This is a genomic window from Picosynechococcus sp. PCC 7002, assembly GCF_963860125.1.
Taxonomy (GTDB): domain Bacteria; phylum Cyanobacteriota; class Cyanobacteriia; order Cyanobacteriales; family MRBY01; genus MRBY01.
Window position 1 is genome coordinate 2617087 of record NZ_CAWLFA010000001.1, and the last position, 24131, is coordinate 2641217.

Consider the following 24131-nt stretch of genomic DNA (forward strand, 5'->3'; position numbering starts at 1 on the left):
GCCTGGTTTGCCGCTAAATTCACATCGTTTGTGATCGTAGCGTATTCCCTCGCTCGGTTGGCGATCGCCTTTTTGGAAAATCGAGTTTAAGAATCCCTGAAAAAATTATGCCCCTTCAGAATCTTTTGCCTCCTTGGGCAGCGGGACAAAAGTAGTGGGTAGCGGCGAGGTTTCAGAGGATGTTGTCGTTGTCTTTTTCTCTTTTAACTCAGCCAGGAGAGTTTCCACATTTTGCAACACCTCGTTATTGCTGGTGTCTGCATCGTTATCCTGCAACAAGCCTTTCACCTGGGCCAACAGCGTCCCCAATTTACCGTCTTCTAAAAGACCATTGACCAACGACAAACCGCTCGTCGAGAGCAACAATTTATTAATCTCCCCCAGGCCAGCCCCATCGCCATTGGTGCCCGGAAAGGCAAATACTTTTGCATCGCCCAGGACGCCGGGTTGGGGAGCGAGGGATTTCATAATGTCTGGCAGTTGGTCGGCGAGGGTCGGTAAAAAGAGCTTCATCAATTCCGCAGTGCGGTTGGCATTGCTCAGGGCATTTTCTGCTTCGATTAGAGCCTGTTTCCCCTGGGCCTCGGCGAGGGCTTGGTAGCGGTTGGCATCGGCCAGGGTGCGGATCGATTCGGCCTCTAGTTCCGCCGCTTGACGGGCAATTTCTGCTTGACGCCGCCGCCGGAACACATCGATTTCCACCACGTTTTGGTCAGCGATGCGTTTTTGATCGGCTTCTTTTTCAGCATCAATGATCGCCAGGCGTTGTTCCCGGTTGGCCTGTTCGACGGCCTTGGAGGTGGCCACAGCTTCTTCGGCCCGGGTGCGTTCGGCCTCGGCGGCGAGGCGTTCTTTTTCTTTATTGGCAATGGCGATCGCCGCCTGCTGTTGGGCGATTTTTGCTTCCTCTTCCGCCTCCGCCATGGCAATTTTGAGGGCTTTATTTTGCTGTTCGAGGGAAATATCGGCGGCAATTTGATTTTGCTGAATCGAAAGTTTCTGTTGAATTTTCTCCTCTTCGACGGCCTTTTCCTGAAGAATGCGATTGCGTTCAATCTTGGCTAATTCTTGATCCTGGGATGCCTGAATTTCCTGGGCCTGTTGTGCCTTGAGGAATTCAATTTCCTTCGCTTGATTGAGCTTGGCTTCTTCCTTCGCCTTAGCCAGCTTCAGGGATTTTTGTTCGGCGGCGAGTTCCTGTTCTTCGATTTCTACCTTGGTGTTGAGTTCTAGCTCCCGCTTTTCCTTCAGCACCGTTAGCTCAACATCGAGTTTTTGTTTAATGGATTTTTGGATTGTTTCCGTGCGGAGGCGGACGCCTTGGGCATCGAAGAAATTATTTTCATCGTAGGTGTCGCTTTCTTCGATTTCAGAAATGGCAATATTGTTGAGAGTCAAACCTACTTTCTTGAGATCCTGCTGAATTAGATTCAAAACCTCGTCAGCAAATCCCAGTTTGTCAGAATCAATTTCGGCAATGCTTTTGCGTTTAGCGGCGGCCCGAATCGCGTCATCGGCTCGTTTCTCCAGGGCTTCTTTGATATCTGCTTCGGAAATGCGCCCCTGCTTGGATAACCGGGCGGCGGCGACTAAAACATCTTCTTCATTGGCATTGATACAAACGTAAAATGTGACCCGCATATTTGCCCGCAGGTAATCTTGGGTGCGGACAGCGAGGTTTCCGGTACGTTCGACATCGATGGAAATTTCTCGCAGCGGTACGCGAGTTAACTCGTGGAATCCCGGTAAAACAATGCAACCTCCGTTGAGAATGACCGTTTTCTTTTTGCGAATCACGCCCCCGGTACGGACAAAGGCTTCGTTGTTGGGGGTAATGACATAGACCCTGGTGTAGGCCCAAATGCTCATCAAAAAGAGCACAATCAGGGTGACGATAATGCCTGGAAAGATCAACGCGCCACTAACAGGGAGTTGGGCGGGGGTCAGGGTGGCCGAGGCCGGGGAGGTGGGATGCGGATCAAGCCGCAGTGCCTGGGCGTCGATTTTGGAATCGAGTAACTCTACATCCATGGTGCTCAGTTCAGGCAGAGATTGGAGCAGGGTAAACCAAAACTTCATGGGGCACGCATCCTTTGGTAACGGGCATTCTGTTTTTATTTTGCCCGTGTCCCCTGGGAATCAAGCGATTCACGCAACAATATTTACATCTGTCCGATGAATGGGCTTTTTGCGATCGCCAGTTCCAAAAAAACAGTGCGGTAGGGAGCCCATGGCTATGTACAATGGAAAAACTGTTTGCTCTCCAGAGAGCTTTAGAGATATTTGTACGAGAGAGGACAAGAAAGGTTTATGAACGTTGGCGATCGCATCCGTGTTACGGCATCTGTCATTGTGTACAACCACCCCCAAAACCGGAAAAAAGCCTTTGATCTAAAAGGTATGGAAGGGACCATCGAAACGATTATCGGCCGCCCGATCACCGCAACGTTACCAATCAAAGTCCGGTTCGACCCGAAATATGCGGCCCACCTCCGGGAAGAGGAAATCGAAGTCATCTAAAACTCAGTCAGGGGCGATCGCCGGCCCAGCTATAAATTAACCCAACGAATTATTTTTTTGAGGGTGCTCTCGATGGGACATTAGGACTGACCTAGTGTCCTTAAGTTTTTAGATTCACTTTGGTCTGTGGAGTCAATGTCTACCTCTGGGGTAAGTTCTCCAGTGCCGCCACACAGGGGACAGGTCATTTCGTATTGGGCTTGGCCACCACAATCGCGCTCGATAATAAAACCTTGACCCGCACAATATTGGCACAAAAGAGTTGTGGTATCAGTTGTCATGGCACAGAAGAAAATAAAAAGCCTGCTCCATTGAACACCAAATTTCTCGCTGGTGACACCACAGAACGCAAAACAAATAGACTTTATTCAAGACCACGCAAACCTTGGAACCCAGAGGATTATGGTGACAATTTCTTCTCGCTGGCAATTTTGGATTGATCGAGGTGGCACCTTTACGGATATCGTCGCAAAACGCCCCGATGGCGGGCTGGTTACCCATAAGTTGCTGTCAGAAAATCCAGAATGTTACCCCGATGCGCCGGTGCAGGGTATCCGGAATTTATTGGGTCTCAGTCCGGATCAATCGATCCCCACTGAAAATATTGAAGTGATCAAAATGGGGACGACGGTGGCGACCAATGCCCTCCTAGAGCGCAAAGGCGATCGCCTAGTTCTCGTGATCACCCAGGGCTTTCGGGATGCGTTGCGTATTGGTTATCAACATCGCCCGGATATTTTTGCCCTAGAGATTAAGCTGCCAGAGATGCTCTATGAACGGGTGATCGAGGCGGCGGAACGAGTCGATGCCCAAGGCAATATTTTGCAGCCATTGGATCTCGATCAAGTGCGGCAGGATTTACAAAACGCTTTTGATGCAGGGATTCGCAGTTGTGGCGTGGTGTTGATGCATGGCTACCGTTACCCTGACCACGAACGACAAATTGGGGCGATCGCCAAAGAAATCGGGTTTACGCAAATCTCCCTATCCCACCAGGTCAGTCCGTTGATGAAGCTGGTTAGTCGGGGGGATACAACGATGGTAGATGGTTATTTATCGCCAATTTTGCGCCGCTATGTGGATCAGGTGGCGGGTTATCTCCAAGCCGAGAGCCAGGGGCCAAAGCTGATGTTTATGCAGTCCAATGGGGGGCTGGCGGAGGCAACGCAATTCCAAGGGAAAGACAGCATTCTCTCCGGGCCAGCGGGGGGCATTGTCGGGGCGGTAAAAACCTGTGCGATCGCCGGCTTTGAGAAAATTGTCACCTTTGACATGGGAGGCACCTCCACCGATGTCGCCCACTACGACGGTAGCTACGAACGCAGCTTTGAAACGGAAATTGCCGGGGTACGCTTGAAAACACCGATGATGGCGATCCACACTGTCGCGGCGGGGGGCGGTTCCCTAGTGCAATACGACGGCGCACGGTTTCGGGTCGGGCCAGAATCTGCCGGGGCGCATCCGGGGCCAGCCTGTTACGGCAAAGGGGGGCCACTGACGGTCACGGACTGCAATGTGCTCCTAGGAAAAATTCAGCCAGATTTCTTTCCGCAGGTTTTTGGCTCAGACGGTAAAGCTCCCCTAGATCGCGCCATTGTTACAGAAAAGTTCCAAGCCCTCGCTGAAACTTTAGCGCAAGAGCCCGCCGAGATTGCCGCTGGTTTTTTGGCGATCGCCGTGGAGAATATGAGTAACGCAATCAAGCAAATTTCCCTGCAACGGGGTCACGATGTGAGTGACTATGCCCTCTGCTGCTTTGGGGGGGCTGGGGGACAACATGCCTGTGCGATCGCCGAAACCTTGGGGATTAAAACTATTGTGATCCATCCCTTTGCGGGGGTGTTGTCCGCCTATGGCATTGGTTTGGCCGAAATTCGCATCTTAAAGGAAAAAGCCATTGAAAAGGTCTTAGAAGCGGATCTTTTCCCTGAACTAGAAGCAGAATTCCAGCAACTTAAGCACCAGGCGATCGCAGAACTTAGTCAGCAACATCCCCCAAGTGAAGCGGAAATTTTTGAGGAACGGAAAGCCCATCTGAAATACCAGGGTACCGACTCGACGTTAATTGTCACCTTCGCTGATCAAAAAACCATGGTGGCAGAGTTTTCCGCCCTCCACCAACAACGCTATGGGTTTACTCTGCCCGATAAGGCGTTGATCGTCGAATCCATTAGCCTGGAACTTATTTGCGAAACCCAAACCGCGACGGAAACGCCCCAGCCCCAACGCACTGCTGGCCCTGTAAAACCGATGGAAACCGTAGCGATATATAGCGGTGGTCAATGGCAACAAACCCCCGTTTATGACTGCGCCGTCCTCCAGCCCGGTGATGTGATTCCCAGTCCTGCCTTAATCATCGAAAAAACTGGCACAAACGTCATCGAACCCGGTTGGCAAGGCCGCTTAAATGAATACAATCACTTGATCCTCGAAAAAGTCAGTGACATCTCTCGGGAAATTACACCTGTACCCACAGATTTCCGTCAACCAGATCCCGTCACCCTCGAAATTTTTAATAATCTCTTTCGGGCGATCGCCGAACAGATGGGCGTGACTCTACAAAACACCAGTTACTCGGTCAATATCAAAGAACGCCTCGATTTTTCCTGCGCGATTTTCGATCCCCAGGGTCACCTCGTCGCCAATGCCCCCCACATTCCTGTCCACCTCGGCTCCATGAGTGAGAGCGTTTACAGCTTGATCCAGGCCCACGGAACGCACCTCCAACCCGGAGATGTGTATATGTCAAATAATCCCTACAATGGCGGCACCCATTTACCCGACGTGACGGTAATTACGCCTGTTTTCGCGCCGGGACAAGGGGAAAATACTCAGGCTAAACCTTTATTTTTCGTTGCGTCTCGCGGTCACCATGCCGATCTAGGGGGGATTACGCCGGGGTCGATGCCGCCCCAAAGCACCCAGATCCAGGAAGAAGGGATTTTAATCGACAATGTTTGCCTTGTGAAACAGGGGAAATTCCAAACGGAAACCGTGGCGCAATTGTTTACCGACGCTGCCTATCCCGTGCGCAATTTAACGCAGAATTTAGCGGATCTCCAGGCGCAAATTGCCGCCAACGAAAAAGGACTCCAGGAACTGCAACGACTGGTGCGCCATTACGGTCAGGGGATGGTTTTGGCCTATATGCAGCACGTGCAAGATAATGCCGAACAAGCGGTCAAACAGCAGCTTCAACGACTCCAAGACGGGGAATTTACCGTCAATCTAGACAATGGCGATCGCCTCCAGGTCAGCATCCAAATTAATCGCGAGCAGCAAACGGCCACGGTGGATTTTACGGGTACTTCTCCCCAATCAAAGACGAACTTTAACGCCCCCAAAGCTGTGACCCAAGCAGCGGTATTGTACGTTTTTCGGAGTTTGGTACAGGACGACATCCCACTAAATTATGGTTGCCTCAAGCCCATCAAAGTGATTGTTCCCGCAGGCTGTTTGCTCAACCCCCAATATCCGGCAGCGGTGGTGGCGGGCAATGTGGAGGTATCCCAAAATATTACCGATTGTTTGTATGGTGCTTTGGGGGTGATGGCGGCTTCCCAGGGAACAATGAACAACTTCACCTTTGGGAATGCCCAGTATCAATACTACGAAACCATCTGCGGCGGCTCCGGCGCTGGCCCAAATTTCCACGGGACGGATGCGGTGCAAACCCACATGACCAATTCTCGCCTGACGGATCCAGAGGTCTTGGAATGGCGTTTTCCGGTGATGCTCGAGGAATTTTCCATCCGTAAAAATAGTGGTGGCCCAGGGCAATTTCATGGCGGCAATGGCGTGATCCGTCGTTTGCAATTTCGGGAACCAATGACCGCCGCGATCTTGTCCAGTCGGCGATTAGTAGAACCCTTTGGGCTAGAGGGGGGCTTACCGGGCGCTTGTGGGGAAAATAAAGTGATCCGCAGCGATGGCACTGAAACAATATTGCCCAGTACCGTTGAAGTGGCGATGGAAAAAGGCGATCGCCTAGAAATCCAGACCCCTGGGGGGGGTGGCTATGGCTCCCCTGGTTAAATGCCCTTCGCCCCGGTAATTTTCGTCTGAGCGTTCACGTAGGCAAAATAAAACTTTGTGCCACTGAGATCGGTTTCGCGTAGGTTACTCCCCAGAAAGCTGGTGTTGTGGAGTACCGCATCCTGGAAATTACTGCCACTGAGGTCTGCCTGGTCGAAATTGGTATTTTGCAGGCGGGTATTGCTGAAATTTGACTTGGGAAAAACCGTTTCGATGCAGGTGGCACAGGACAAATCTGCCCCAGAAAAATCAATGCTGCCCTGGTAATAGGGATATTTTTTGCTGCCTTGGGTGGCGCTGCCATTGAGGTTCGTGCCGCAGAGCCGCGCGCCGATAAATTTAACGTTCGACAAATTGGCATTGGCCAACTCCATTCGCTCCAGATTCCCCTGGGAAAAGTCCGCATCTACCAACACCGCCCCTTCCCACTGACTGTTGGTAAATGTCGTTGCTGTAAAGTTGCCTTTTTTGCCGTTGGTTTGGTTGAGGATCGCTCCCGCAAAGCTCGCCTGGAGACAGTTGGTTTCTCCCAGATTTCCCCCGCACCAGTGCACATTCTGGAGATTTGCCCCCTGGAAATTGGCGCGGTAAGCATTGGCTTGATTCAGAGTTGCCGCGGTTAAATTGGCTTGGTTGAAATCAGCGTTCACTAGACAGCTATCCGTTAAGTTAGCTTCTGTCAGATCTGCTTGGCTAAAGTTAGCCAACTCACCGTTGATACCTGTTAAATTTGCTTGCATCAGTTGGGCCTGACTTAAATTTGTGCCTCCTAGGTTCGCCTGACTCAGGTCGGCCCCTCGTAAATTCACCCCCTGCAAATTGGTCTGACTGAGATCCATGCCGCTCAAATCAGCACCGGCGAGGTCGGGTAAATAGGTTTCATATTCCCGGAATTGGTTCCAGGCTTTGATGCCAGCTTCCCCGGCTTTGAGGAGTTGGATCGCGCGCTTGGTGCTGATCAGGTTAGATGACTCCTGGGGCGCTTCACTATTGGATGCCTGTTGGGTCGTCTTTTTTTGTTTGGCTGTTTTTTCAAAGTGAGCAAGAAGTTGTTGGATCTGCTGTTTGATACGGTGTGAGTGCACCACCGATAGGGCTAATTCCAGATAGGTTTTGATTTCTGGGGCGATCGCCACCGGATTGTTGTCGAGCAACTGGCGACTGTAGAGCATTAAAACTTCGCCATAAAGATCGGCGCATTGGGGATCGGTGGGAAATTGCCCGTAGAGACTCTGGGCCTGGGCGATCGCCGCCTGGAAATTTTGTTGATCCCGGAGTTCTCGAATTTTTTGCAATCGATCTGCTTTTTCAGTGCCTTGGAGGTCTTGGTTATATTTTTGCCGCTGTTCTGGATTAGATAAAATTTCGTAAATCTGATTGAGTTCCTTAAAGTCTTCCTCCGCTTGTTTCCGTTGGTCGGCGGGGGTATTGATCGTCAGGGTGTCTGGGTGGAGGGCGATCGCCTTGCGTCGGTAGGCCGTTTTAATTTCCCGTTGGTTAGCCGTAATCTGAATCCCCAAAATCTCGTAATAATTCATAAGTGCCCTGCTGCGACCGATGATTTTCTATCCTAGTGCCCACCCTTTAACCCGTCGCAAGGGTGCCGTGATTTATCAACTAAACGTTAAAAATATTTATGCTTGGATACGCAGTCGTTATGATCTGAAGGAGTGACAAATAACCCAATCTTTTTTGAATCACCTCATTTTTACTGCTGTTCCGTAGCCCCCGATGCCCCACCAACCCCTACCGATCCAAACCGAAAAACCCGTTTATTCTTGGGCTGGCCATGATTTAGCCTCCCAGGAACTGCAAATGGCGAAAAATGTGGCCTCGCTGCCGTTTGTGTTTAAACACGTTTCCCTGATGCCCGACGTTCACCTGGGGAAAGGAGCCTTGGTGGGTTCTGTCATTGCCACAAAAGATGCCATCATTCCTGCGGCGGTGGGGGTCGATATTGGCTGTGGAATGGCCGCCCTCAAATTGCCCTTTAAAGGCGATCGCCTCGACGGCAAACTCAAGCAAATCCGCAAAGACCTCGAAGCCATTATTCCCGTTGGTTTTGAAGAAAACAAAGACGTTGATAAAACGGTGAGTAATTGGGGTGGTTGGCAAAACTTTAAAGATCTCCATCGGGGCGTGAAAAACCTCGAAAGCAAAGCCCTGAAGCAAATGGGTTCCCTCGGTGGCGGCAATCATTTCATTGAGGTGTGCTTGGATGAAGAAAATAATGTGTGGTTAATGCTCCACTCCGGTTCCCGTCACATTGGCAACAAACTTGCCCAATGTCACATTGGTACCGCCAAGGATCTTCTGAAACTCGTGGAAACTAAAGTACCAGATCCCGATCTCGCTTATTTCGTGAAAGGTACGCCGGAATTTGAAGCTTATTGGCGCGATCTCCAATGGGCTCAAAATTATGCTCATTTCAATCGCGATGTGATGCTGGCGCGGTTTAAAAAGGTCATCGAAAAACATCTCGCTGGTGGCAAACCAACAAAAGCCTTGATGGTTGTGAATTGTCACCACAACTATGCCGAACAAGAAACCCATTTTGACGAAGAGATTTACGTCACCCGTAAAGGGGCAGTGCGGGCACGCCAGGAAGACTACGGTATTATTCCCGGTTCCATGGGCGCAAAATCCTACATCGTTAAGGGCAAAGGCAATGTGATGAGCTATTGTTCCTGTAGCCACGGTGCGGGACGTTTAATGTCGCGGGCCAAAGCCAAAAAAACCTTTACCTTAGATGACTTGGTGGCCCAAACGGCTGGGGTTGAATGTCGCAAAGATACTGGCATCATCGACGAAATTCCCGCCGCCTACAAACCCATCGAACAAGTGATGGCGCAACAGGCAGATTTAGTGGAAGTGGTCGCCACCCTGAAACAAGTGCTTTGCATCAAGGGCTAGTGGAAAGGGGACATCGGAAACTGACTGAGGTAGTCCGACGCGACGATCATCGAGCCAATGCCATCGTTGGTAAAGATTTCGAGCAACAGAGCATGGGGAATCCGTCCGTCGATAATGTGGGCGGCTTTAACGCCTTGGGCTAGCGATCGCACACAACAGGTCACCTTGGGAATCATTCCCCCGGATACAACACCTTGATCAATTAACTCCCGTGCCTGCTGCAGATTCAAGCGGGGAATCAAGGTTGCGGGATTATGGTAATCCTCCAAAATACCAGGGGTATCGGTAAGTAGGATCAGTTTTTCGGCACTTAGGGCGGCAGCTAGCTCCCCGGCGACGGTATCGGCATTGATATTGTGGGCTTGACCTGTTTCATCGGCGGCCACGCTGGAAATGACAGGCACATAGCCATTTTCCACGAGGGATTGAATCAATTTGGTATCAATGGTGGTCACTTCCCCGACAAAACCAACCCCTTCTTTCCCGACATGGCGGGCTTGGATCATGTTGCCATCTTTACCACAGAGGCCCACGGCAGCGCCGCCTTCTTGGTTGATTAAGGAAACAATTTCTTTGTTAACCCGACCGACGAGCACCATTTCCACCACATCCATGGTGTCGGCATCGGTAACTCGCAGGCCATCTTTAAACTGGGGTTCGATGTTTAATTTAGCCAGCCAGGTATTAATCTCTGGGCCACCGCCATGGACAACAATCGGCCGCATACCGATACAGGAGAGAAAGACAATGTCGCGAATCACTTTATCTTTGAGGGTGCTGTCTTTCATCGCGGCGCCACCATATTTCACCACAATGGTACGCCCTGCAAATTGTTGCATATAAGGGAGGGCTTCACTAAGGATGCGGACGCGGGTGGCTTCGACTTCTCTGATGTATTCGCTTTCCATGAATTGTTGTCGTTTCTAAGGATGGACTGAGCCCGGTGATGTGGCTCGACATGGGTCGGTATTGTACGGGATCGGCGATCGCCCCATTTGTTCCCGATTAGCATTTTTAACGAATTTTTAGGTTTGGGTCTTAATTCAAGGGCGATCGCCAATAAATTCTGGCGGTTTCCGCAGCACCGAAGGAATTTGGGCGATGATGTCCTCTGCCACGGCCCGGGGGGGACGATTGCCGGGAATTTGGATATGTAAATCTGCCTCCGCATAACGCGATCGCCGCTGTTGGAGCAGTTGCGTTAATTTGCGCTCAAGATCAACATTTTGCAAAAGGGGGCGCGATGTATCACTCCGCAGCCGTTCTACCAAGATTGGCACTGGCACATCCAGCCAAATGGTCAAACCCTGGCGCAGATAATACCAATTGGCCTGGGACACCACAATACCGCCCCCCGTCGCTACCACCGTCCGGGTTTGTACCGCGATTTGCTTGAGGACTTGGGTTTCGAGTTTGCGAAATTCTGCTTCCCCCATCTCGGCAAAAATCTCACTGATCGACTGCTTTGCCAGGGTTTCAATGATGCTGTCCGAATCCAAACTGCGGTAATTCATCAATTCCGCAATAATTTCTGCGAGGGTGCTTTTCCCCGTGCCCATCATGCCGATGAGATAAATATTTAAACCTTTGAGCAAATCATCCATGGATTAGCGAGTCCAAACCGACAGACAACCATCATAAAGGGTTTTTTCCCACTGCCCTAACGACGAGAGCCGAGGGGAATTAAACTGCCCAAAATCAGACCCAGGCCGACCCCAATGGCGAGTAAGATGCCGAAGGGTAAACGCACCGATTGCCACAGAAGAAAGCGGATCGACACCAGTTCAATATTCTGGATTGACACCACCGCCACCACCACCATCACAGCAGCAAGGAGAGACATGGCGATCAAGCGGCCTAGGGTCTGCATGGGTTATGCTCCGCGACTAAACAGCTTGAAATAGCTTGCCACAAAAAATTCCTTGATGGGAAATAGCAGATAGGTGAAGGGGTTGATGGTGACAATGATATTGCGAAAATCTCGCCTAGCCCCACCGACGATCCCCTTCGCGACCCAGCGGGCTGACATCACGCCCACGGGATTTAAGGCACTTTTGAATGGCCCTAAAATTAGCTTGCGGATCACGATGGGAGAGTCCAAGCGCTGTAAAGTAACGAGATCGCCTAAGGCCCGCTTACTCAGTTCATAGAGAGGACTAACGGCGGGACTGACTTCCGCTTCGGAGGTGTTTACCCAAATTTCTTTGCGTACCCGGTCTTGGTTGGTTTCCACGGTGCTAAGGAACAGCTCAATTAAACGCTGCTGGGAAAAGGTATTGATCGCGTAGGATTTGTGGATTGCTGCGGGGGTGCGATCGCCATGGACATTGATCCCGTGGTTAAGGACAAGAATGTCAACTTTTTTTAAGGTTTCTAATAAATCTGCTTCTGCGCCGATCTGCCAAGGCACCGTTTGCAGGGGGATTTCTTGATTCTTAATCGTCAGGGAAATGGTTTCTTGGCTCGAAGTGAGGGCGATCGCCTTGGCTCCAGCCTGATGTAGTTCCGTGAGGAGAGCATGGCCCAGGGTCCCCGAAGCGCCCGTTACAGCAATACGTTTACCTTTGAGAGAAAGTGCTGTGCCCATTAGTTTATCCACGAGGGTAAAGGTGCCACAGTAATAGGCCTCCTGGTTATCAAAATGGTGCCGCCAGTGGTAGGGGCGATTCACAAACCAATCCCCTGGTAACTCGGTAAAGTCTCCGGGACGGTGGGTCAGATCCGTCAGTTCATCCACGTAGGGTAAACCCAAACCCCTGGCGATCGCCGCCCCCAAAAACGAGAGCGTGTACAAGCAGCCCGCCAATCCCAGCCAAGCCGTCGGCACTGCCAGCGCAACCAATAGCCCCCAAAGCAGTAACCCAAAACTGAGCATCACCAGCGCCTCTGGCACATCATTGTACCAATGGGCTTTTCGGTAAATTTCCGCGTTGACTGGCGTTAGATCCCGCCGGAAAACCCGATGGTGCCATCCATGGAGGCGGCCCACTGGTTCCCAAACATGGGCAAGGACATGGTACAAATCCCGCACCAGTTCCACCCAAAAGACAGACCCAAAAACCAGACCACTACCGAGAACAAGTTGGCTACTGCTGATCATGCCCAAAGAATTACAAAAGAATTATCGAGAGTTTTTGCTACCCAATTGTTGTAGCATTGTTTCTTTTTCTTGGGAACTTCAGACGTTGCCCAACCTTCCCAGGCTAACAACCCAAGCCCTCCCTTTGGCGATCGCCTTAAACCCCACCACACCCCAAACTTGATGTCTGCCAATTTGTACTTGACAAAAATAAAAATCAGTGGATTTTAAAGTTGTTTTTGATGGCGATCCCCGCAAGCTTCGACAAAATAAGGCTTTAGGCAGCCCCGCAAATCTTAAGACACCCTGAATTTTTCCCGCTGATTTGCAAGACAATGTATTAGAATGGAGCCAAGTTAACAAAAATTAAAATATGCTGGTTCCAATTCTCATCTTTGATGTTGCCTTAGTTGCGTGGTCACTCCACCTGATGCAACAGGCATTTGACCAACAGGAGTTTTCTCTGATGTTGGCAGGAACCTTAGTTGCCGCCGCCGCCGCTGCCATGATGGTTGTGTATTTTTTGATGAACAACTGTCTCCATCACTTGTTGTTGTTCTGAGAAGCAAGAAATAAAACTCCTAACATAAAGCCCCCCATGCACGATGGAGGGTTTTATTTTGGCCTCAACCGAAACTGTTGGCACGAAATTTTAAGCTTCTACGCCCACAACAGCACCATCGAGGGCCTCGACTAATTGGCGCACCGTTGCCACCATTGCCAAGGGATCGTTGAGTTTGTTGATTGCAGAGCCGACGCCAATCCCAGCAGCACCAGCGGCGATCGCCATGGGAGCTGTCACATCAGACAACCCAGACGCACACATCACAGGGACATCTACCGCGCGGGAAATGGCATGGGCTGCAGCCAAGGTGGGTGCTGCCTTTTCGATTAAACCGAGGGTTCCAGCGCTGGTGGGACGGCTGGAAGTCCCCCCTTCTGTTTGGATAATATCTGCACCCGCTGCCACGAGTTGTTCGGCGAGGGCGACCTGCTCATCGAGGGCGAGAATATGGGGAACAGTCACAGACAGGGTGACATCGGGAAGTAAGGAGCGGGTTTTCTTGGTGATTGCCAGCACTTCTTCTGCCTCAAAGCGAATCCCCTGGGCGTAGAATGCATCAAAGTTTCCAATTTCCACAAGATCAGCCCCTGCTTCAACCGCATCAGCTAAAACTTGAGCATCAACCCCAGACACACATACAGGCAGAGAAATGACTTCTTTCACCTGACGAATCAAATCTGCATCGGCGGCAATATCGACAAAGGTTGCGCCACCGGCTTCGGCTGCCCGGGCCACAGCGAGAACATTGGTCGCATCAAAGTTATTCAAACCACTAATGACTTTTAATGCCCGACGTTGAGCAAAGGCATCTTTGAGCATGGGATCCATAGAATCAAACAGTTATTCAAAATTTTTGCTTCCCTCTAGTGTATCCTTCAATGTTCCTTCCTTCGCCGCTGGATCGCCTGACTCGGTAAAATTGTTCGCGTCCCCCTAGAGAATCTTGGTAATGGCAGAACAATGTGATGCAAGTTTGAAAGTCTGTGCGCAGAATCTTGGCCTCGACCGAATTGATCGCCATGTGTTTATCTGTGCCGATCAAACGAAGCCCAAATGCTGTGATAAGCAGGCCAGCATTGACGCTTGGAATTATCTCAAAAAACGCCTCAAAGAATTGGGATTAGATGCTCCCAGTGACGCTTCACCCCACATTTTCCGCACGAAAGCGAACTGTCTCCGGGTCTGTAGTCAGGGGCCGATTTTGGTGGTCTATCCCGATGGCATTTGGTATCACAGTGCCACACCAGCGGTCATTGAACGGATTATTCAAGAGCATTTAATCGGCGATCGCCCCGTCCAGGATTATGTATTTATGGCCCACCCCCTACCCAAACCATCACCAGTAAACCCCGTCCCAAATCCCTAATCCCAGCCAAAATTCCTTTGCTAAGATTTGGCTAACCCTGATCTTTGCGACCCTATTCCTGCCATGAGCGATTTTCCTAATCCCCAAGGTACGACTCTACTCCTAATTGACGACGATCCCAATCTCATTTTGTTAGTGCGCGATTATCTCGAATTTCGCGGCTATGACATGTTGACCGCGGCCAATGGTGTCGAAGGCCTGCAAATCCTCGAAGAGACAACCCCTGACTTAATCATTTGTGATGTGATGATGCCAGAAATGGATGGTTATACCTTTATCCAAAATGTCCGTCAAAATTCGCAAATTAGCTGGATCCCTGTAATTTTCCTCTCGGCAAAAGGGCAAACCTGCGATCGCATCGAGGGCCTGAACCAAGGGGCGGATGTGTACCTTGTGAAGCCTTTTGAACCAGAAGAATTAGTCGCCCAGGTGGAGTCGTCGTTAAACCAGGCTCGGCGTATCCTGAGTCATTCTGGGGCGACAACCTCGTCCATGGCCTTTCAGGTGCCGAGTCATGTGGAGCTTACCCCCACGGAAACTAAGGTTGTGAGCTTTGTGGCCCAGGGACTTTCTAACCGGGAAATTGCCGAGAAGCTCAATGTAAGCCAGCGCACCATCGAAAGTCATGTGTCGAATATGTTGAACAAAACCAGCTTAAATAACCGCACGGAACTGGCGCGGTGGGCCATGGACAGTCGATTGGTGTAAAAGGCTTGACAATTTCCGGTGCGCTTTTGCTATACTTGCATACGGTTTAGAGACCAATGCCCACGTAGCTCAGTTGGTAGAGCAGCTGATTTGTAATCAGCCGGTCGCAGGTTCAAGTCCTGTTGTGGGCTTCTAAAATTAAATGTCTACCAAACAAATGAGGAAAGGCGATCGCCTTTTACTGAAGGAGCACCATGGCGGCGGAAATTATCTGTGTCGGCACCGAGATTCTCTTGGGAGATATCGTCAATAGCAATAGCCAGTACCTTGCCCAGGAGTTCGCAAAGCTTGGCATCAGCCATTATTTTCAGTCTGTGGTGGGAGACAATATTGCTCGCATCCATTCCCTCCTAGAGATTGCCGTGCAACGGGGGACAGAAATTATCGTCTTTACAGGTGGCCTTGGCCCCACCCCCGACGATCTCACCACCGAGGCGATCGCCGCCTATTTCCAAACGCCTCTCATCGAGCGACCAGAGATTGTCGCCGATATCACCACAAAATTTGCCCAACGGGGGCGCACCATGACCCCCAACAACCGTAAACAAGCCCTTTTGCCAGAGGGAGCAGAGATTCTCCCGAATCCAACGGGAACTGCCCCTGGTCTGATTTGGCAACCCATTGAGGGACTAACAATTTTTACCTTTCCGGGCGTCCCTGGGGAAATGAAGCGGATGTGGCAAGAAACTGCTGTCCCCTACCTCAAGGCCCAAGGCTACGGTCAGATTGTGATTCACAGTGAAATGATGCGCTTCCGGGGCATTGGTGAATCGAGTCTAGCCGCTAAAGTGAATCATCTTTTTGCGTTGACGAACCCGACCGTAGCTCCCTATGCCTCCAAGGGAGAAGTCAAGTTACGGGTGGCAGCCCGGGCAGAATCTGTTGCCGCAGCTAAAAAATTAATGGATCCGGTGGTTGCAGAAATTAAGGCGATCGCCGGATTGGATTATTTCGGTTCCGATGGGGCCAGTCTCCCCCTAGTCATCGGCGACTTACTACGGACGCGCCAGGAAACCCTAGCCGTTGCCGAATCTTGCACTGGCGGCGGCCTAGGCGCACTAATTACAAGCGTTTCCGGCAGCTCCGACTACTTTTTGGGGGGTATTACCGCTTATGCTAATGCCGTAAAAATAAACCTTTTGGGCGTGAATTCCGCCGACCTGCAAAACCAGGGAGCCGTCAGTGAAACCGTGGCCCAACAAATGGCGCTGGGAGCCAAACAAGCCCTTGATAGCGATTGGGGCATTGGCATTACCGGCATTGCTGGCCCGAAGAGTGATGACTCCGCCAAACCCATCGGCTTGGTTTGTATCGCCTGGGCCGATCCCCAAAATCACGTATTTAGCCATACCTACCGCTACGGCACAGACCGAGACCGGGAATTGATTCGTTACCTGAGTGCTTGTGACGCCCTCGATGGCCTCAGGCGATATTTAAAGAGCGACAAATCTTAAAGTTTTGTTACGAAATATTATGGTTTCTGAGGAAAAAGTCTAGGCCCTAACTAAGGATTCGGCGATCGCCCCCCGAAAAGCTTGTGTTATTCTTAATATATCTATAAGAACAACGTACCAAAGACGCCAAGATTTATGATGAATAAATTAGAGCGTGGTACATCGAGTTTACAGGAGTCGTCTTTTTGATGGGCTATATCGAAAAAGTACTGGAAAAACTCAGAGAGTGGGCGGGCAAAGTCATTGAAACCCTCCTTGGGCCAGCGGCCGAACCTGAGCCTGAACTCATCCCGATCCCTGTCCACGACCGTCAACGTCGCCGCTACTAAAGGCCTCGGACGTTGGGATGCTAACCTTATTAGTTAATCTGCGTTAGGTTCACCACCGTTGTCCACCCTGAATATCCTTGTGCTCCACGGGCCCAATTTAAATTTGTTGGGCTTACGGGAGCCTGAAATCTACGGCGCCACAACCCTCAAAGACATCAACGCCCGCCTCGAAAAGGAGGCAGGAACTCTTGATGCTTCTCTGCATTGCTTTCAGTCCAACCATGAGGGCGCGTTAGTCGATCAGATCCAAGGCGCCCTCGGTAAATTTTCTGGCATTTTGATTAATCCGGCGGCCTACACCCACACCAGTGTCGCCCTTAGGGATGCTTTAGCGGCGGTGAATTTACCCACCGTAGAGGTGCATCTCAGCAATATTCACCAGCGCGAAGCTTTTCGTCACCATTCCTATATTGCGCCCATTGCAGTGGGTCAAATCTGCGGCTTTGGGGCGGAAAGTTACTATCTGGGTTTACGGGCTTTGGTAAATCATATCCGTTCTTAAGCACTGGATAAAAATCACCATGGTGCAGCGGAGTACAGGAATTTGGTTGGCGATCGCCTTGGGACTTGGGGGAATCACCTGGGCTGTTACGCAACGACAAAATACCTTAACACCCTCAGAATCAGGTTTTGTTGCCGCAGATGCTGAGGTGCTTCTTCCCATTCAGGAAGCGGAGATCCGCTCTTTGTCTTTAGAAATTCAGGGGAAAACCCTCAACTTTGAACAACGCTTTGCACCCGTCCCTCAATGGTGGCTGACCAGTCCCGTTGAAAAACCGGCCAATCGGGGGGCGATCGCCTATTTGCTCAATTTACTCATCGAACCCCAGGGTTACGCTAGTTTTTCTGTGGCCTCTGAGGAACTCGCCGATTATGGCCTCCTTGAACCCAAAGCTGTGGTCACGCTCCAAACAGCGGCAACTCAACCCTCTCAACTCAGCCTCGGCACCGAAAACTTTGACCAAACCAAAATCTACGGTCGCCTGAATGATGAAAATATTGTTTTAGTCTTACCGCTGGAATTTCGTCATGCTGTAACCCGGCAGTTGTCGGAATGGGTGAATGAAAGTTAAGCGTCAACATTCTAAAGAAATTGTTAGGATCAAATTCCTTTTGTGGTGTATGTTAGGGGTTTCTAACGTGAACGTTCGGGCAATGAGAAGATGGTGAATATTGCGGTTGTTGACTACGACATGGGGAATCTCCACTCCGCCTGCAAAGCCCTAGAAAAAGCGGGGGCAACTCCCACAATCACGGATCAATCAGAACAAATCCTGGGGGCCGATGCGGTAGTTCTACCGGGGGTTGGGGCGTTTGATCCGGCGATGCAACATCTCCGCGATCGCCACCTCGAAGCCTCGATTAACCAGGCGATCGCCAGTGGCAAACCCTTCCTCGGCATTTGTTTGGGGATGCAAATTTTATTTGACAGTTCCGCCGAAGGCACAGAAAAAGGTTTAGGTATTATCCCTGGCAGGGTGAAACGCTTTCAGCCAGAGCCAGAGATTACCATTCCCCACATGGGCTGGAACCAACTGCAACTAACCCAACCGGATCATCCCATTTGGCAGGATTTACCGAAAGATCCCTTCGTTTATTTTGTGCATTCTTTTTATGTGGCCCCGACAGATCCTGAAGTAAATGCCGCCACCGTCACCCACGGCCAGCAAACTGTCACAGCGGCGATCGCCAAAGATAACTTAGTTGCGATGCAATTTCACCCCGAAAAATCCTCAGCGATTGGCCTAAAAATCCTCGAAAATTTTGTGCACTGGGTTAAGCAGCAATGAAATTCTTCAAGTCTCTTGCAGAAAAATGATTTAGAGATTTATCAAAGTCTCCCTTCCGAAGAGAGATTTAGAGGGATGTCCCCCTTTCCCAATCAACTTTCTTTACCTTTACCGTTCTCCTTTACCATGGCCCAAATCAAACTGATGCACGCGAAACTCCACCATTTGCGGGTGACCCAGGCTGAGCTAGATTATGTGGGCAGCATCACCATCGACCAAGCCCTGATCGAAAAAGTAGGTATTTTGCCCCTTGAAGAAGTGAATATTTGGAACGTCGAAAATGGCAACCGCTTAACGACCTATGTTCTTCCTGGTGAGCGGGATAGTGGTGTTGTCTGTCTAAATGGTGCGGCGGCCCATCTTTGTAGCCCAGGCGATCGCCTGATTGTCGCAGCCTATGAATTACGCGATCGCCGCGATGTTTTAGCGCAAGGCCACACGGCAAAGGTAATCCTGGCCGACGAGCAAAACCGCTGTCAGACGTTTTTTGAACAACGCCTCAATCCCCAAGGTGCCATTGGTGAGAATTTATCAGTGACAACGCCCAGCTCTGTCAATCAAACTCAGCCAAATCATCTGCACTTCTCAAAAACTACATCTGTGAAGTACACGACGCTGACGCAAACATACAAAACATACAGTTCAAGCCTCCTCCAAAAAACTGTCTTAACAACAGATCGACGTGCTCTATTGCCCTGGTGATCAGCTTCACTCTTTTCGACGCTAAATTCATTGATTTAGCGCAAGACAACAATACGTATAAACTGCGAAAATCAACTGAGTCAATAGGATCATCATTTGTTTATAGAAGTTAGTAGACACAAAAATAATTAGCGTCTACCATGACAAGAAGTGGAATGTATTCCACCTAAACTTTTTAATAGTTAGCAGATTCCTATTTTTAACTAAAATTTAATGTGTGAGGATAAAAAGATGAAATCTGGCCTTAAACTCTCCCTTACCCTAGCTTTTGCCGCTGGGATCGTTGTGCCTGCGGGCAGTGTTAACGCTCAAGTTTGTTCTGATGTGGGGGGCGGGGCAGGGACGGCGATCGTCGCCTCTGGAAACACAGTCACATTCCGATGTGACGATGGCGCAGGCGGTCTTCCTGATGATACAGTTAACTTGGGCGATACCGGAGACGATACAACCGTTAATGTCGGCAATGCTCCTGGTGTAACCACAAACATTGGTGTTGCTGATAACTCAACAACAAACATTGGCGACAGTGCTGGAGATGCACTTAACGTCACTGGTACGTCTACTTTTACCGGCCCTACGACTGTCAATGGTGATACTGATCTCAATGGCAACGTAGATGTTCAGAACGATCTGACTGTTGATGGCTTTACGACCCTAAACAACGGCCTAGAAGTCAACAATAACAATGTCACTGTCAATGGCGGCAATGTTAACACCAACCAAAGTGTTAACGCAGGAGTTAATGTTAACGCTGGTCAAGATGTCACTGCTGGTCGCAACGTTAGCGCAACAAACAATGTCAATGCTGGCAATAACATCAATGCCGCCAACAATGTTGAAGCGGGTCAAGATGTCAATGCTGTCCGTAACGTCAGCGCTGGTAACAATGTCAATGTTGGCAATAACGCTAACGTTGGGAATAATCTGCAAGTCGGTCAAGACGCCTTCATTAACAGAAACGCGGTCGTGGGAGGCGTTCTAGACGTTACCGGAAACGCACAATTCGATAGTAATGTTAATGTTACTGGCGAAACAACTCTCAACGGTTTAACCACAACCAATGGCATCAACAACACCGGAGCTATCAATACTGATACTCTAAATGCAGCCGGTGCTGTGGATATTCAGGGTTTAACGACAACTAATGGCATCGACAATACCGGTGCGATTACAACTGATACTCTCGACGTGGCAGGCACCCTGGAAGTAGATGGTACAACTACTCTCAATGGTCCCACGACTATCAATAATGATCTAACTGTTCAAAACAATACAACACTTGGCGATGCTGCCGGTGATACTCTAGACGTCAATGCTGGCAATGTTTTCTTCAATAACCTTCCCAGCAGCAGCTCCACTGACCTCCTCGTTATCGAAAGTGACGGTCGAGTCGGTGTAAACAACAATATCATTGATGATCTCAGATCTGGTATTGCTGCCACCATTGCGATGGATAACGCAGAAGCTGAACTTCGTCCTGGTCATCGCTTTGCCATCGGTATTGGTCTCGGGGTCTACGAAGACGAAACTGCAATTGGTACTTCTGGTAAGTTCCTCTTTACCGATCCCAACAGCACTGGAACCGCTGTTACTTTCAAAGCAAGTGCTGGTTTCGGTCTTACTACCGATAGCTTCGCTGCCGGTGCAGGTCTCGGCCTAAGCTTCTAAGAACATGACCAATAACAACTAGGTCATAACTTATACGAAGTCCTCACTGAGACTTATATTTCTGCTTCATTTTGTATAGCCCTTAGTTCTCCTGGTAATTGTTATCAGTGAAAACTAGGGCTATTGTTTTACTCACAACGTCATTAAAACTTATTGCAATGAGAGAGTCTTCAACAAAGCTTATCTTTCGTGTCATGGGACTTGCATCAGTTGGACTATTTAACCTGATGCCTCTCGCACCGGCCTATGCCCAGACAGAAACCCAAACAAATTTACGACCTGCTGTCCAAACAGAAGGCGATCGCCTTTTGCTTTTATCTCTTCTCGAAAGCACCTTAATTGCGGTTAATAATGCCAATCTTACAGGGAATTACAGCGTTCTGAAGGAGCTGGCTTCACCCACTTTCCAGGCCCGATTTAGCCTGACAAACTTGGCTGATGTTTTCGCACCAATGCGTCGTCGAGATTCAAACATCGCGGTGATCACCCAGCTAGAACCTGTTTTTTCGGAACAACCTACCCTTGATGAGCAAGGTATTTTACGGATGAGAGGCGCGTTTCCGACAAATCCGAATACTGTGTTTAACCTTGCCTATGAACAAATCAATGGTCGCTACCGCCTGATTGCGCTCTATGTTGATGTGTCACCAGAAGAGCAATAATTTTCAAAACTAATCCCCAGCCGTATCGCAGACAAGGCTAAACTTTCGCGGTAGGATAACAGTTAGCTCTAAGCGTGCTTTTTTATACCGAAAAACTATGTTAAAGAAATTTTTATCTCGCCTCGTGGCCTTTGTATTAGTCGTAATGGTGAGCGTAACCGGACTAACAGCCTGTAGTGGTGCCAGTGCCAGTGGCCTAACCGGGAAATATGTTGACGATACTTTACTCGTTGTCGAAAATCTGACCGAAGCAATTCAACTCCCTGCCGATGCCCCCAACCGCAGCGAAGTACAAGCAGCGGCCCGCTTGCAGATGAATGAATATATGTCCCGCTACCGTCGTGATCCCAAAACCTCCGGGTTGCGTTCTTTCACCACCATGCAAACTGCTCTGAATGCTTTGGCTGGCTATTACAGTTCTTTCGGCAGTCGCCCCTTGCCTGAAAAATTAAAAACACGTTTAGCGACAGAATTTGAAACAGCTAATATTGCTGTCAAACGTGGTATTTAATCGTTCACTTGAATCCTACATTGTTTGACTAATATTTTGTAATCTCTCCTTAAAAAACTTAGGGGAGATTTTTGATTTTAGTAAGTCAGAAACACTGGCTCTAGCGGAGATATTTTTGTAGTGCTTTACGTAATTCGTCTGGTGTACTTGTCTTTGAAACAAAATCCGTGACCCCAGTTAGACGTCCTTTAACGCGATCAAAAAGACGATTGTTATCGGTCATGATTAAGACTGGTGTTTGGCGAAATAGTGATAGTTTTTTGAGCTGGGTACAAAATTCAAGACCGTTAGTGTTGCCATCAAGCTCTAGATCTAAAAGGATGAGATTCGGTTTTTCTGTTAAGAGATCCGGCAATGCCTTCGTGAGATCGGCGATCGCCAAATAACGATAACGCTGTTGCTTGAGGATTTGACGGAGGTGCTGATGTTGTTTGGAGTCTAGGCTTAGATAGGCGATGAGTGACTGATTCTCAACAATCACTGGCTTTGAAGCCGTCGGCTGGGGGGGAGCATTCGTCAGCGGTGACGACAGATCATCTAACATCTTGACATCAATAAACCCTAACTTCATGTAGGGCATCAAGAGTCGGGCGACCTGGGGCACATCCTGTTTGAGACGGATCGATAAATCCCAAAAGGTTCGCCGTCCCGTGACCAAACTTGTTAGTAACTGGTAATTGGCTTCCGAAGAGCGCGCCTGTAACAGATCTGGTTTAACAATAACGGGGGCAACCTGGGGCGACAGGTGGGCAATCTCTAGATTATTCCACTGTTCAAAGAGGCGCCAAGCTCGCAAAATACTTTGGGCTGGGTCAATTAAAATGAGCGGATCTTCCTGCTGCTCTGTGACGGGATCGAAATGGTAGGTGACTTGCGTACTCTGGCTGACTTCAAAAAAAATCTCGGTGGCGATCGCCTCAATCATGCGACGAATTTGATCCCGCGTAATCCGTTGTTGCCCATGCCAAGTTTGAATCAAATCATATTCCCAATGCAGTTTAATCGCCTGGGATGTAATGGCCGATAAACCCTGTTGCAATAGTTGCGTATTGGCCGCGATGTGGGGCATTTGAGCCGTCAGATGACGCCGCCAACGCCGTACCGAGTGGGTTCCCCCCGAAGCATAGACCAGACGACCAAAATACAAGAAAAAAGACCATTGATGTGATCGCGGGTCCGTCAAGATCAAGCGACCCGTAAACTGGGGCATTTTGAGGGTCTGGAAAAGGGTTGTTTGCTTCGCTGCATCAAAATTGCGAATCGGAATTTCCGGGGGCAAGTTGGCATTTGTCATCGCATAACCCTTAAGCTTCAAAATAGAAACACCACTGCAACATTAATTGACAAACAAACCGCAGTGATTGCCTACACTAATACTCAATACTAAGTCATTTATTCTGTTCCTATCATCACCATGACACACCAAAGTACAGATTTTTCCCGTTTAGCCAAACACCTCGAAGCCTATACCCGTAAGTATGCCCATGAAGTGCTGCTACTTCACCTCGGCCACGGGGAAATAGAAGACCAAATTATTATTTTTAAAGGCTTTTCTAGTTCTTTGATGCAGCCAACAGACTATAATCCCGATAACCCAGTTCTAGCAGAAATGCCAATTCTCAGGATTGATCGTCTCCAAAGTCCCTACAATCCAAACCAGCCTATTTTCCTCGAACAAAACCTTTCCCTAGAACAGATGCAGCAATACCTGAGCGATGCCGACATCTGTTAAAGGCTAATTTCTCTAACCGACAAAAAAAGGAGAGCCACCTTGTGACTCCCCCAATCATCAGGGTGCATCTACTATCTTTAATATAGCCCAGTCTACC

General features: G+C 49.5%; 24 protein-coding genes, 1 tRNA gene and 1 pseudogene. 17 read left to right on the forward strand and 9 right to left on the reverse strand.

The features are described from left to right. Positions 1 to 105: 105 nt before the first annotated feature. A complete protein-coding gene (locus AACQ84_RS12645) occupies positions 106 to 2079 on the reverse strand; it encodes a flotillin family protein (protein ID WP_012308106.1) in 1974 nt (657 codons plus the stop codon). Between the two features lie 231 nt (positions 2080 to 2310). Here AACQ84_RS12645 and AACQ84_RS12650 point away from each other — a divergent pair, with 231 nt between their 5' ends. Further along, positions 2311 to 2520, forward strand: a complete 210-nt coding sequence (locus tag AACQ84_RS12650; RefSeq protein ID WP_012308107.1) for a ferredoxin-thioredoxin reductase variable chain — start codon at positions 2311 to 2313, stop codon at positions 2518 to 2520. A gap of 80 nt (positions 2521 to 2600) precedes the next feature. Here the strand turns inward: AACQ84_RS12650 and AACQ84_RS12655 are convergent, their stop codons facing one another. Next, entirely contained in the window at positions 2601 to 2801 is a 201-nt protein-coding gene (locus tag AACQ84_RS12655; RefSeq protein WP_012308108.1) for a chaperone DnaJ domain-containing protein, read from the reverse strand. A 121-nt stretch (positions 2802 to 2922) separates the two neighbouring features. Between AACQ84_RS12655 and AACQ84_RS12660 the strand changes: the two genes are divergently transcribed. Then, positions 2923 to 6555 (forward strand): hydantoinase B/oxoprolinase family protein, encoded by a 3633-nt coding sequence (locus tag AACQ84_RS12660; protein WP_012308109.1) that lies wholly within the window; start codon positions 2923 to 2925, stop codon positions 6553 to 6555. On the opposite strand, the gene AACQ84_RS12665 is transcribed toward AACQ84_RS12660, so the two are convergent. Next, positions 6552 to 8093, reverse strand: coding sequence for a pentapeptide repeat-containing protein (locus tag AACQ84_RS12665; protein WP_012308110.1), 1542 nt, complete (start codon positions 8091 to 8093; stop codon positions 6552 to 6554). The genes AACQ84_RS12660 and AACQ84_RS12665 overlap by 4 nt on opposite strands. A gap of 193 nt (positions 8094 to 8286) precedes the next feature. Here AACQ84_RS12665 and AACQ84_RS12670 point away from each other — a divergent pair, with 193 nt between their 5' ends. Beyond that, positions 8287 to 9468 (forward strand): RtcB family protein, encoded by a 1182-nt coding sequence (locus AACQ84_RS12670; protein ID WP_012308111.1) that lies wholly within the window; start codon positions 8287 to 8289, stop codon positions 9466 to 9468. Here AACQ84_RS12670 and argB read toward each other — a convergent pair. The 4 genes from argB to AACQ84_RS12690 form a co-directional block, all read right to left on the reverse strand. Further along, a complete protein-coding gene (argB, locus tag AACQ84_RS12675) occupies positions 9465 to 10376 on the reverse strand; it encodes an acetylglutamate kinase (protein WP_012308112.1) in 912 nt (303 codons plus the stop codon). The two genes, AACQ84_RS12670 and argB, sit on opposite strands and share 4 nt — an antisense overlap. A 135-nt stretch (positions 10377 to 10511) precedes the next feature. After that, positions 10512 to 11072 carry a shikimate kinase gene (locus AACQ84_RS12680; RefSeq protein WP_012308113.1) on the reverse strand — a complete coding sequence of 187 codons (561 nt, stop codon included), beginning with the start codon at positions 11070 to 11072 and terminating at the stop codon, positions 10512 to 10514. Between the two features lie 56 nt (positions 11073 to 11128). Beyond that, complete coding sequence (locus AACQ84_RS12685) at positions 11129 to 11338, reverse strand: lipopolysaccharide assembly protein LapA domain-containing protein (protein ID WP_012308114.1); 210 nt, start codon at positions 11336 to 11338, stop codon at positions 11129 to 11131. A gap of 3 nt (positions 11339 to 11341) precedes the next feature. Next, positions 11342 to 12568, reverse strand: coding sequence for a bifunctional sterol desaturase/short chain dehydrogenase (locus AACQ84_RS12690; protein ID WP_012308115.1), 1227 nt, complete (start codon positions 12566 to 12568; stop codon positions 11342 to 11344). A gap of 352 nt (positions 12569 to 12920) precedes the next feature. On the opposite strand from AACQ84_RS12690, the gene AACQ84_RS12695 reads away from it, so the two are divergent. Next, the gene (locus tag AACQ84_RS12695) at positions 12921 to 13109 is read left to right on the forward strand and encodes a hypothetical protein (RefSeq protein ID WP_012308116.1); all 189 of its coding nucleotides are present in this window, start codon (positions 12921 to 12923) and stop codon (positions 13107 to 13109) included. Positions 13110 to 13199: 90 nt separating this feature from the next. Here the strand turns inward: AACQ84_RS12695 and AACQ84_RS12700 are convergent, their stop codons facing one another. Then, the gene (locus AACQ84_RS12700; RefSeq protein ID WP_012308117.1) at positions 13200 to 13940 is read right to left on the reverse strand and encodes a DUF561 domain-containing protein; all 741 of its coding nucleotides are present in this window, start codon (positions 13938 to 13940) and stop codon (positions 13200 to 13202) included. 121 nt (positions 13941 to 14061) lie between these two features. Here AACQ84_RS12700 and AACQ84_RS12705 point away from each other — a divergent pair, with 121 nt between their 5' ends. From AACQ84_RS12705 to psb27, 12 genes and pseudogenes are all read left to right on the forward strand, one after another. Then, the gene (locus AACQ84_RS12705; protein ID WP_012308118.1) at positions 14062 to 14478 is read left to right on the forward strand and encodes a (2Fe-2S) ferredoxin domain-containing protein; all 417 of its coding nucleotides are present in this window, start codon (positions 14062 to 14064) and stop codon (positions 14476 to 14478) included. A gap of 63 nt (positions 14479 to 14541) precedes the next feature. Then, positions 14542 to 15186, forward strand: coding sequence for a response regulator transcription factor (locus tag AACQ84_RS12710; protein WP_041443633.1), 645 nt, complete (start codon positions 14542 to 14544; stop codon positions 15184 to 15186). A 58-nt stretch (positions 15187 to 15244) separates the two neighbouring features. After that, positions 15245 to 15317, forward strand: a tRNA-Thr gene (locus AACQ84_RS12715). Between the two features lie 63 nt (positions 15318 to 15380). Next, a complete protein-coding gene (locus tag AACQ84_RS12720; RefSeq protein ID WP_012308120.1) occupies positions 15381 to 16640 on the forward strand; it encodes a competence/damage-inducible protein A in 1260 nt (419 codons plus the stop codon). A gap of 185 nt (positions 16641 to 16825) precedes the next feature. Next, a complete protein-coding gene (locus tag AACQ84_RS12725; RefSeq protein ID WP_156785477.1) occupies positions 16826 to 16969 on the forward strand; it encodes a hypothetical protein in 144 nt (47 codons plus the stop codon). A 58-nt stretch (positions 16970 to 17027) separates the two neighbouring features. Then, on the forward strand, positions 17028 to 17471 hold the full coding sequence (gene aroQ, locus AACQ84_RS12730) for a type II 3-dehydroquinate dehydratase (protein ID WP_012308122.1): 444 nt from the start codon (positions 17028 to 17030) through the stop codon (positions 17469 to 17471). A 19-nt stretch (positions 17472 to 17490) separates the two neighbouring features. Further along, positions 17491 to 18042, forward strand: a complete 552-nt coding sequence (locus tag AACQ84_RS12735) for a DUF4340 domain-containing protein (protein ID WP_012308123.1) — start codon at positions 17491 to 17493, stop codon at positions 18040 to 18042. Positions 18043 to 18132: 90 nt separating this feature from the next. Next, a complete protein-coding gene (hisH, locus tag AACQ84_RS12740; protein WP_012308124.1) occupies positions 18133 to 18759 on the forward strand; it encodes an imidazole glycerol phosphate synthase subunit HisH in 627 nt (208 codons plus the stop codon). A gap of 126 nt (positions 18760 to 18885) precedes the next feature. Next, a pseudogene (panD, locus tag AACQ84_RS12745) lies at positions 18886 to 19272 on the forward strand (aspartate 1-decarboxylase); the annotation flags it as partial. Between the two features lie 420 nt (positions 19273 to 19692). Then, positions 19693 to 21129, forward strand: a complete 1437-nt coding sequence (locus AACQ84_RS12750; RefSeq protein ID WP_012308126.1) for a hypothetical protein — start codon at positions 19693 to 19695, stop codon at positions 21127 to 21129. A 227-nt stretch (positions 21130 to 21356) separates the two neighbouring features. Further along, entirely contained in the window at positions 21357 to 21791 is a 435-nt protein-coding gene (locus tag AACQ84_RS12755) for a hypothetical protein (protein ID WP_086459443.1), read from the forward strand. Between the two features lie 97 nt (positions 21792 to 21888). Further along, positions 21889 to 22302 (forward strand): photosystem II protein Psb27, encoded by a 414-nt coding sequence (psb27, locus tag AACQ84_RS12760; protein WP_012308128.1) that lies wholly within the window; start codon positions 21889 to 21891, stop codon positions 22300 to 22302. A gap of 100 nt (positions 22303 to 22402) precedes the next feature. Here psb27 and AACQ84_RS12765 read toward each other — a convergent pair whose 3' ends face one another. Next, entirely contained in the window at positions 22403 to 23596 is a 1194-nt protein-coding gene (locus AACQ84_RS12765) for a response regulator (protein ID WP_012308129.1), read from the reverse strand. 120 nt (positions 23597 to 23716) lie between these two features. On the opposite strand from AACQ84_RS12765, the gene AACQ84_RS12770 reads away from it, so the two are divergent. Further along, the gene (locus tag AACQ84_RS12770; RefSeq protein WP_012308130.1) at positions 23717 to 24034 is read left to right on the forward strand and encodes a DUF7734 family protein; all 318 of its coding nucleotides are present in this window, start codon (positions 23717 to 23719) and stop codon (positions 24032 to 24034) included. Positions 24035 to 24131: the final 97 nt, after the last annotated feature.

What these genes read in the sequence shown, in the direction of transcription:
- AACQ84_RS12645 (WP_012308106.1), bottom strand. Translation starts at nt 2,079, where the DNA reads ATGAAGTTTTGGTTTACCCTGCTCCAATCTCTGCCTGAACTGAGCACC.
- AACQ84_RS12650 (WP_012308107.1), top strand. Translation starts at nt 2,311, where the DNA reads ATGAACGTTGGCGATCGCATCCGTGTTACGGCATCTGTCATTGTGTAC.
- AACQ84_RS12655 (WP_012308108.1), bottom strand. Translation starts at nt 2,801, where the DNA reads ATGACAACTGATACCACAACTCTTTTGTGCCAATATTGTGCGGGTCAA.
- AACQ84_RS12660 (WP_012308109.1), top strand. Translation starts at nt 2,923, where the DNA reads ATGGTGACAATTTCTTCTCGCTGGCAATTTTGGATTGATCGAGGTGGC.
- AACQ84_RS12665 (WP_012308110.1), bottom strand. Translation starts at nt 8,093, where the DNA reads ATGAATTATTACGAGATTTTGGGGATTCAGATTACGGCTAACCAACGG.
- AACQ84_RS12670 (WP_012308111.1), top strand. Translation starts at nt 8,287, where the DNA reads ATGCCCCACCAACCCCTACCGATCCAAACCGAAAAACCCGTTTATTCT.
- argB (WP_012308112.1), bottom strand. Translation starts at nt 10,376, where the DNA reads ATGGAAAGCGAATACATCAGAGAAGTCGAAGCCACCCGCGTCCGCATC.
- AACQ84_RS12680 (WP_012308113.1), bottom strand. Translation starts at nt 11,072, where the DNA reads ATGGATGATTTGCTCAAAGGTTTAAATATTTATCTCATCGGCATGATG.
- AACQ84_RS12685 (WP_012308114.1), bottom strand. Translation starts at nt 11,338, where the DNA reads ATGCAGACCCTAGGCCGCTTGATCGCCATGTCTCTCCTTGCTGCTGTG.
- AACQ84_RS12690 (WP_012308115.1), bottom strand. Translation starts at nt 12,568, where the DNA reads ATGATCAGCAGTAGCCAACTTGTTCTCGGTAGTGGTCTGGTTTTTGGG.
- AACQ84_RS12695 (WP_012308116.1), top strand. Translation starts at nt 12,921, where the DNA reads ATGCTGGTTCCAATTCTCATCTTTGATGTTGCCTTAGTTGCGTGGTCA.
- AACQ84_RS12700 (WP_012308117.1), bottom strand. Translation starts at nt 13,940, where the DNA reads ATGGATCCCATGCTCAAAGATGCCTTTGCTCAACGTCGGGCATTAAAA.
- AACQ84_RS12705 (WP_012308118.1), top strand. Translation starts at nt 14,062, where the DNA reads ATGGCAGAACAATGTGATGCAAGTTTGAAAGTCTGTGCGCAGAATCTT.
- AACQ84_RS12710 (WP_041443633.1), top strand. Translation starts at nt 14,542, where the DNA reads ATGAGCGATTTTCCTAATCCCCAAGGTACGACTCTACTCCTAATTGAC.
- AACQ84_RS12720 (WP_012308120.1), top strand. Translation starts at nt 15,381, where the DNA reads ATGGCGGCGGAAATTATCTGTGTCGGCACCGAGATTCTCTTGGGAGAT.
- AACQ84_RS12735 (WP_012308123.1), top strand. Translation starts at nt 17,491, where the DNA reads ATGGTGCAGCGGAGTACAGGAATTTGGTTGGCGATCGCCTTGGGACTT.
- hisH (WP_012308124.1), top strand. Translation starts at nt 18,133, where the DNA reads ATGGTGAATATTGCGGTTGTTGACTACGACATGGGGAATCTCCACTCC.
- AACQ84_RS12750 (WP_012308126.1), top strand. Translation starts at nt 19,693, where the DNA reads ATGAAATCTGGCCTTAAACTCTCCCTTACCCTAGCTTTTGCCGCTGGG.
- AACQ84_RS12755 (WP_086459443.1), top strand. Translation starts at nt 21,357, where the DNA reads ATGCCTCTCGCACCGGCCTATGCCCAGACAGAAACCCAAACAAATTTA.
- psb27 (WP_012308128.1), top strand. Translation starts at nt 21,889, where the DNA reads ATGTTAAAGAAATTTTTATCTCGCCTCGTGGCCTTTGTATTAGTCGTA.
- AACQ84_RS12765 (WP_012308129.1), bottom strand. Translation starts at nt 23,596, where the DNA reads ATGACAAATGCCAACTTGCCCCCGGAAATTCCGATTCGCAATTTTGAT.
- AACQ84_RS12770 (WP_012308130.1), top strand. Translation starts at nt 23,717, where the DNA reads ATGACACACCAAAGTACAGATTTTTCCCGTTTAGCCAAACACCTCGAA.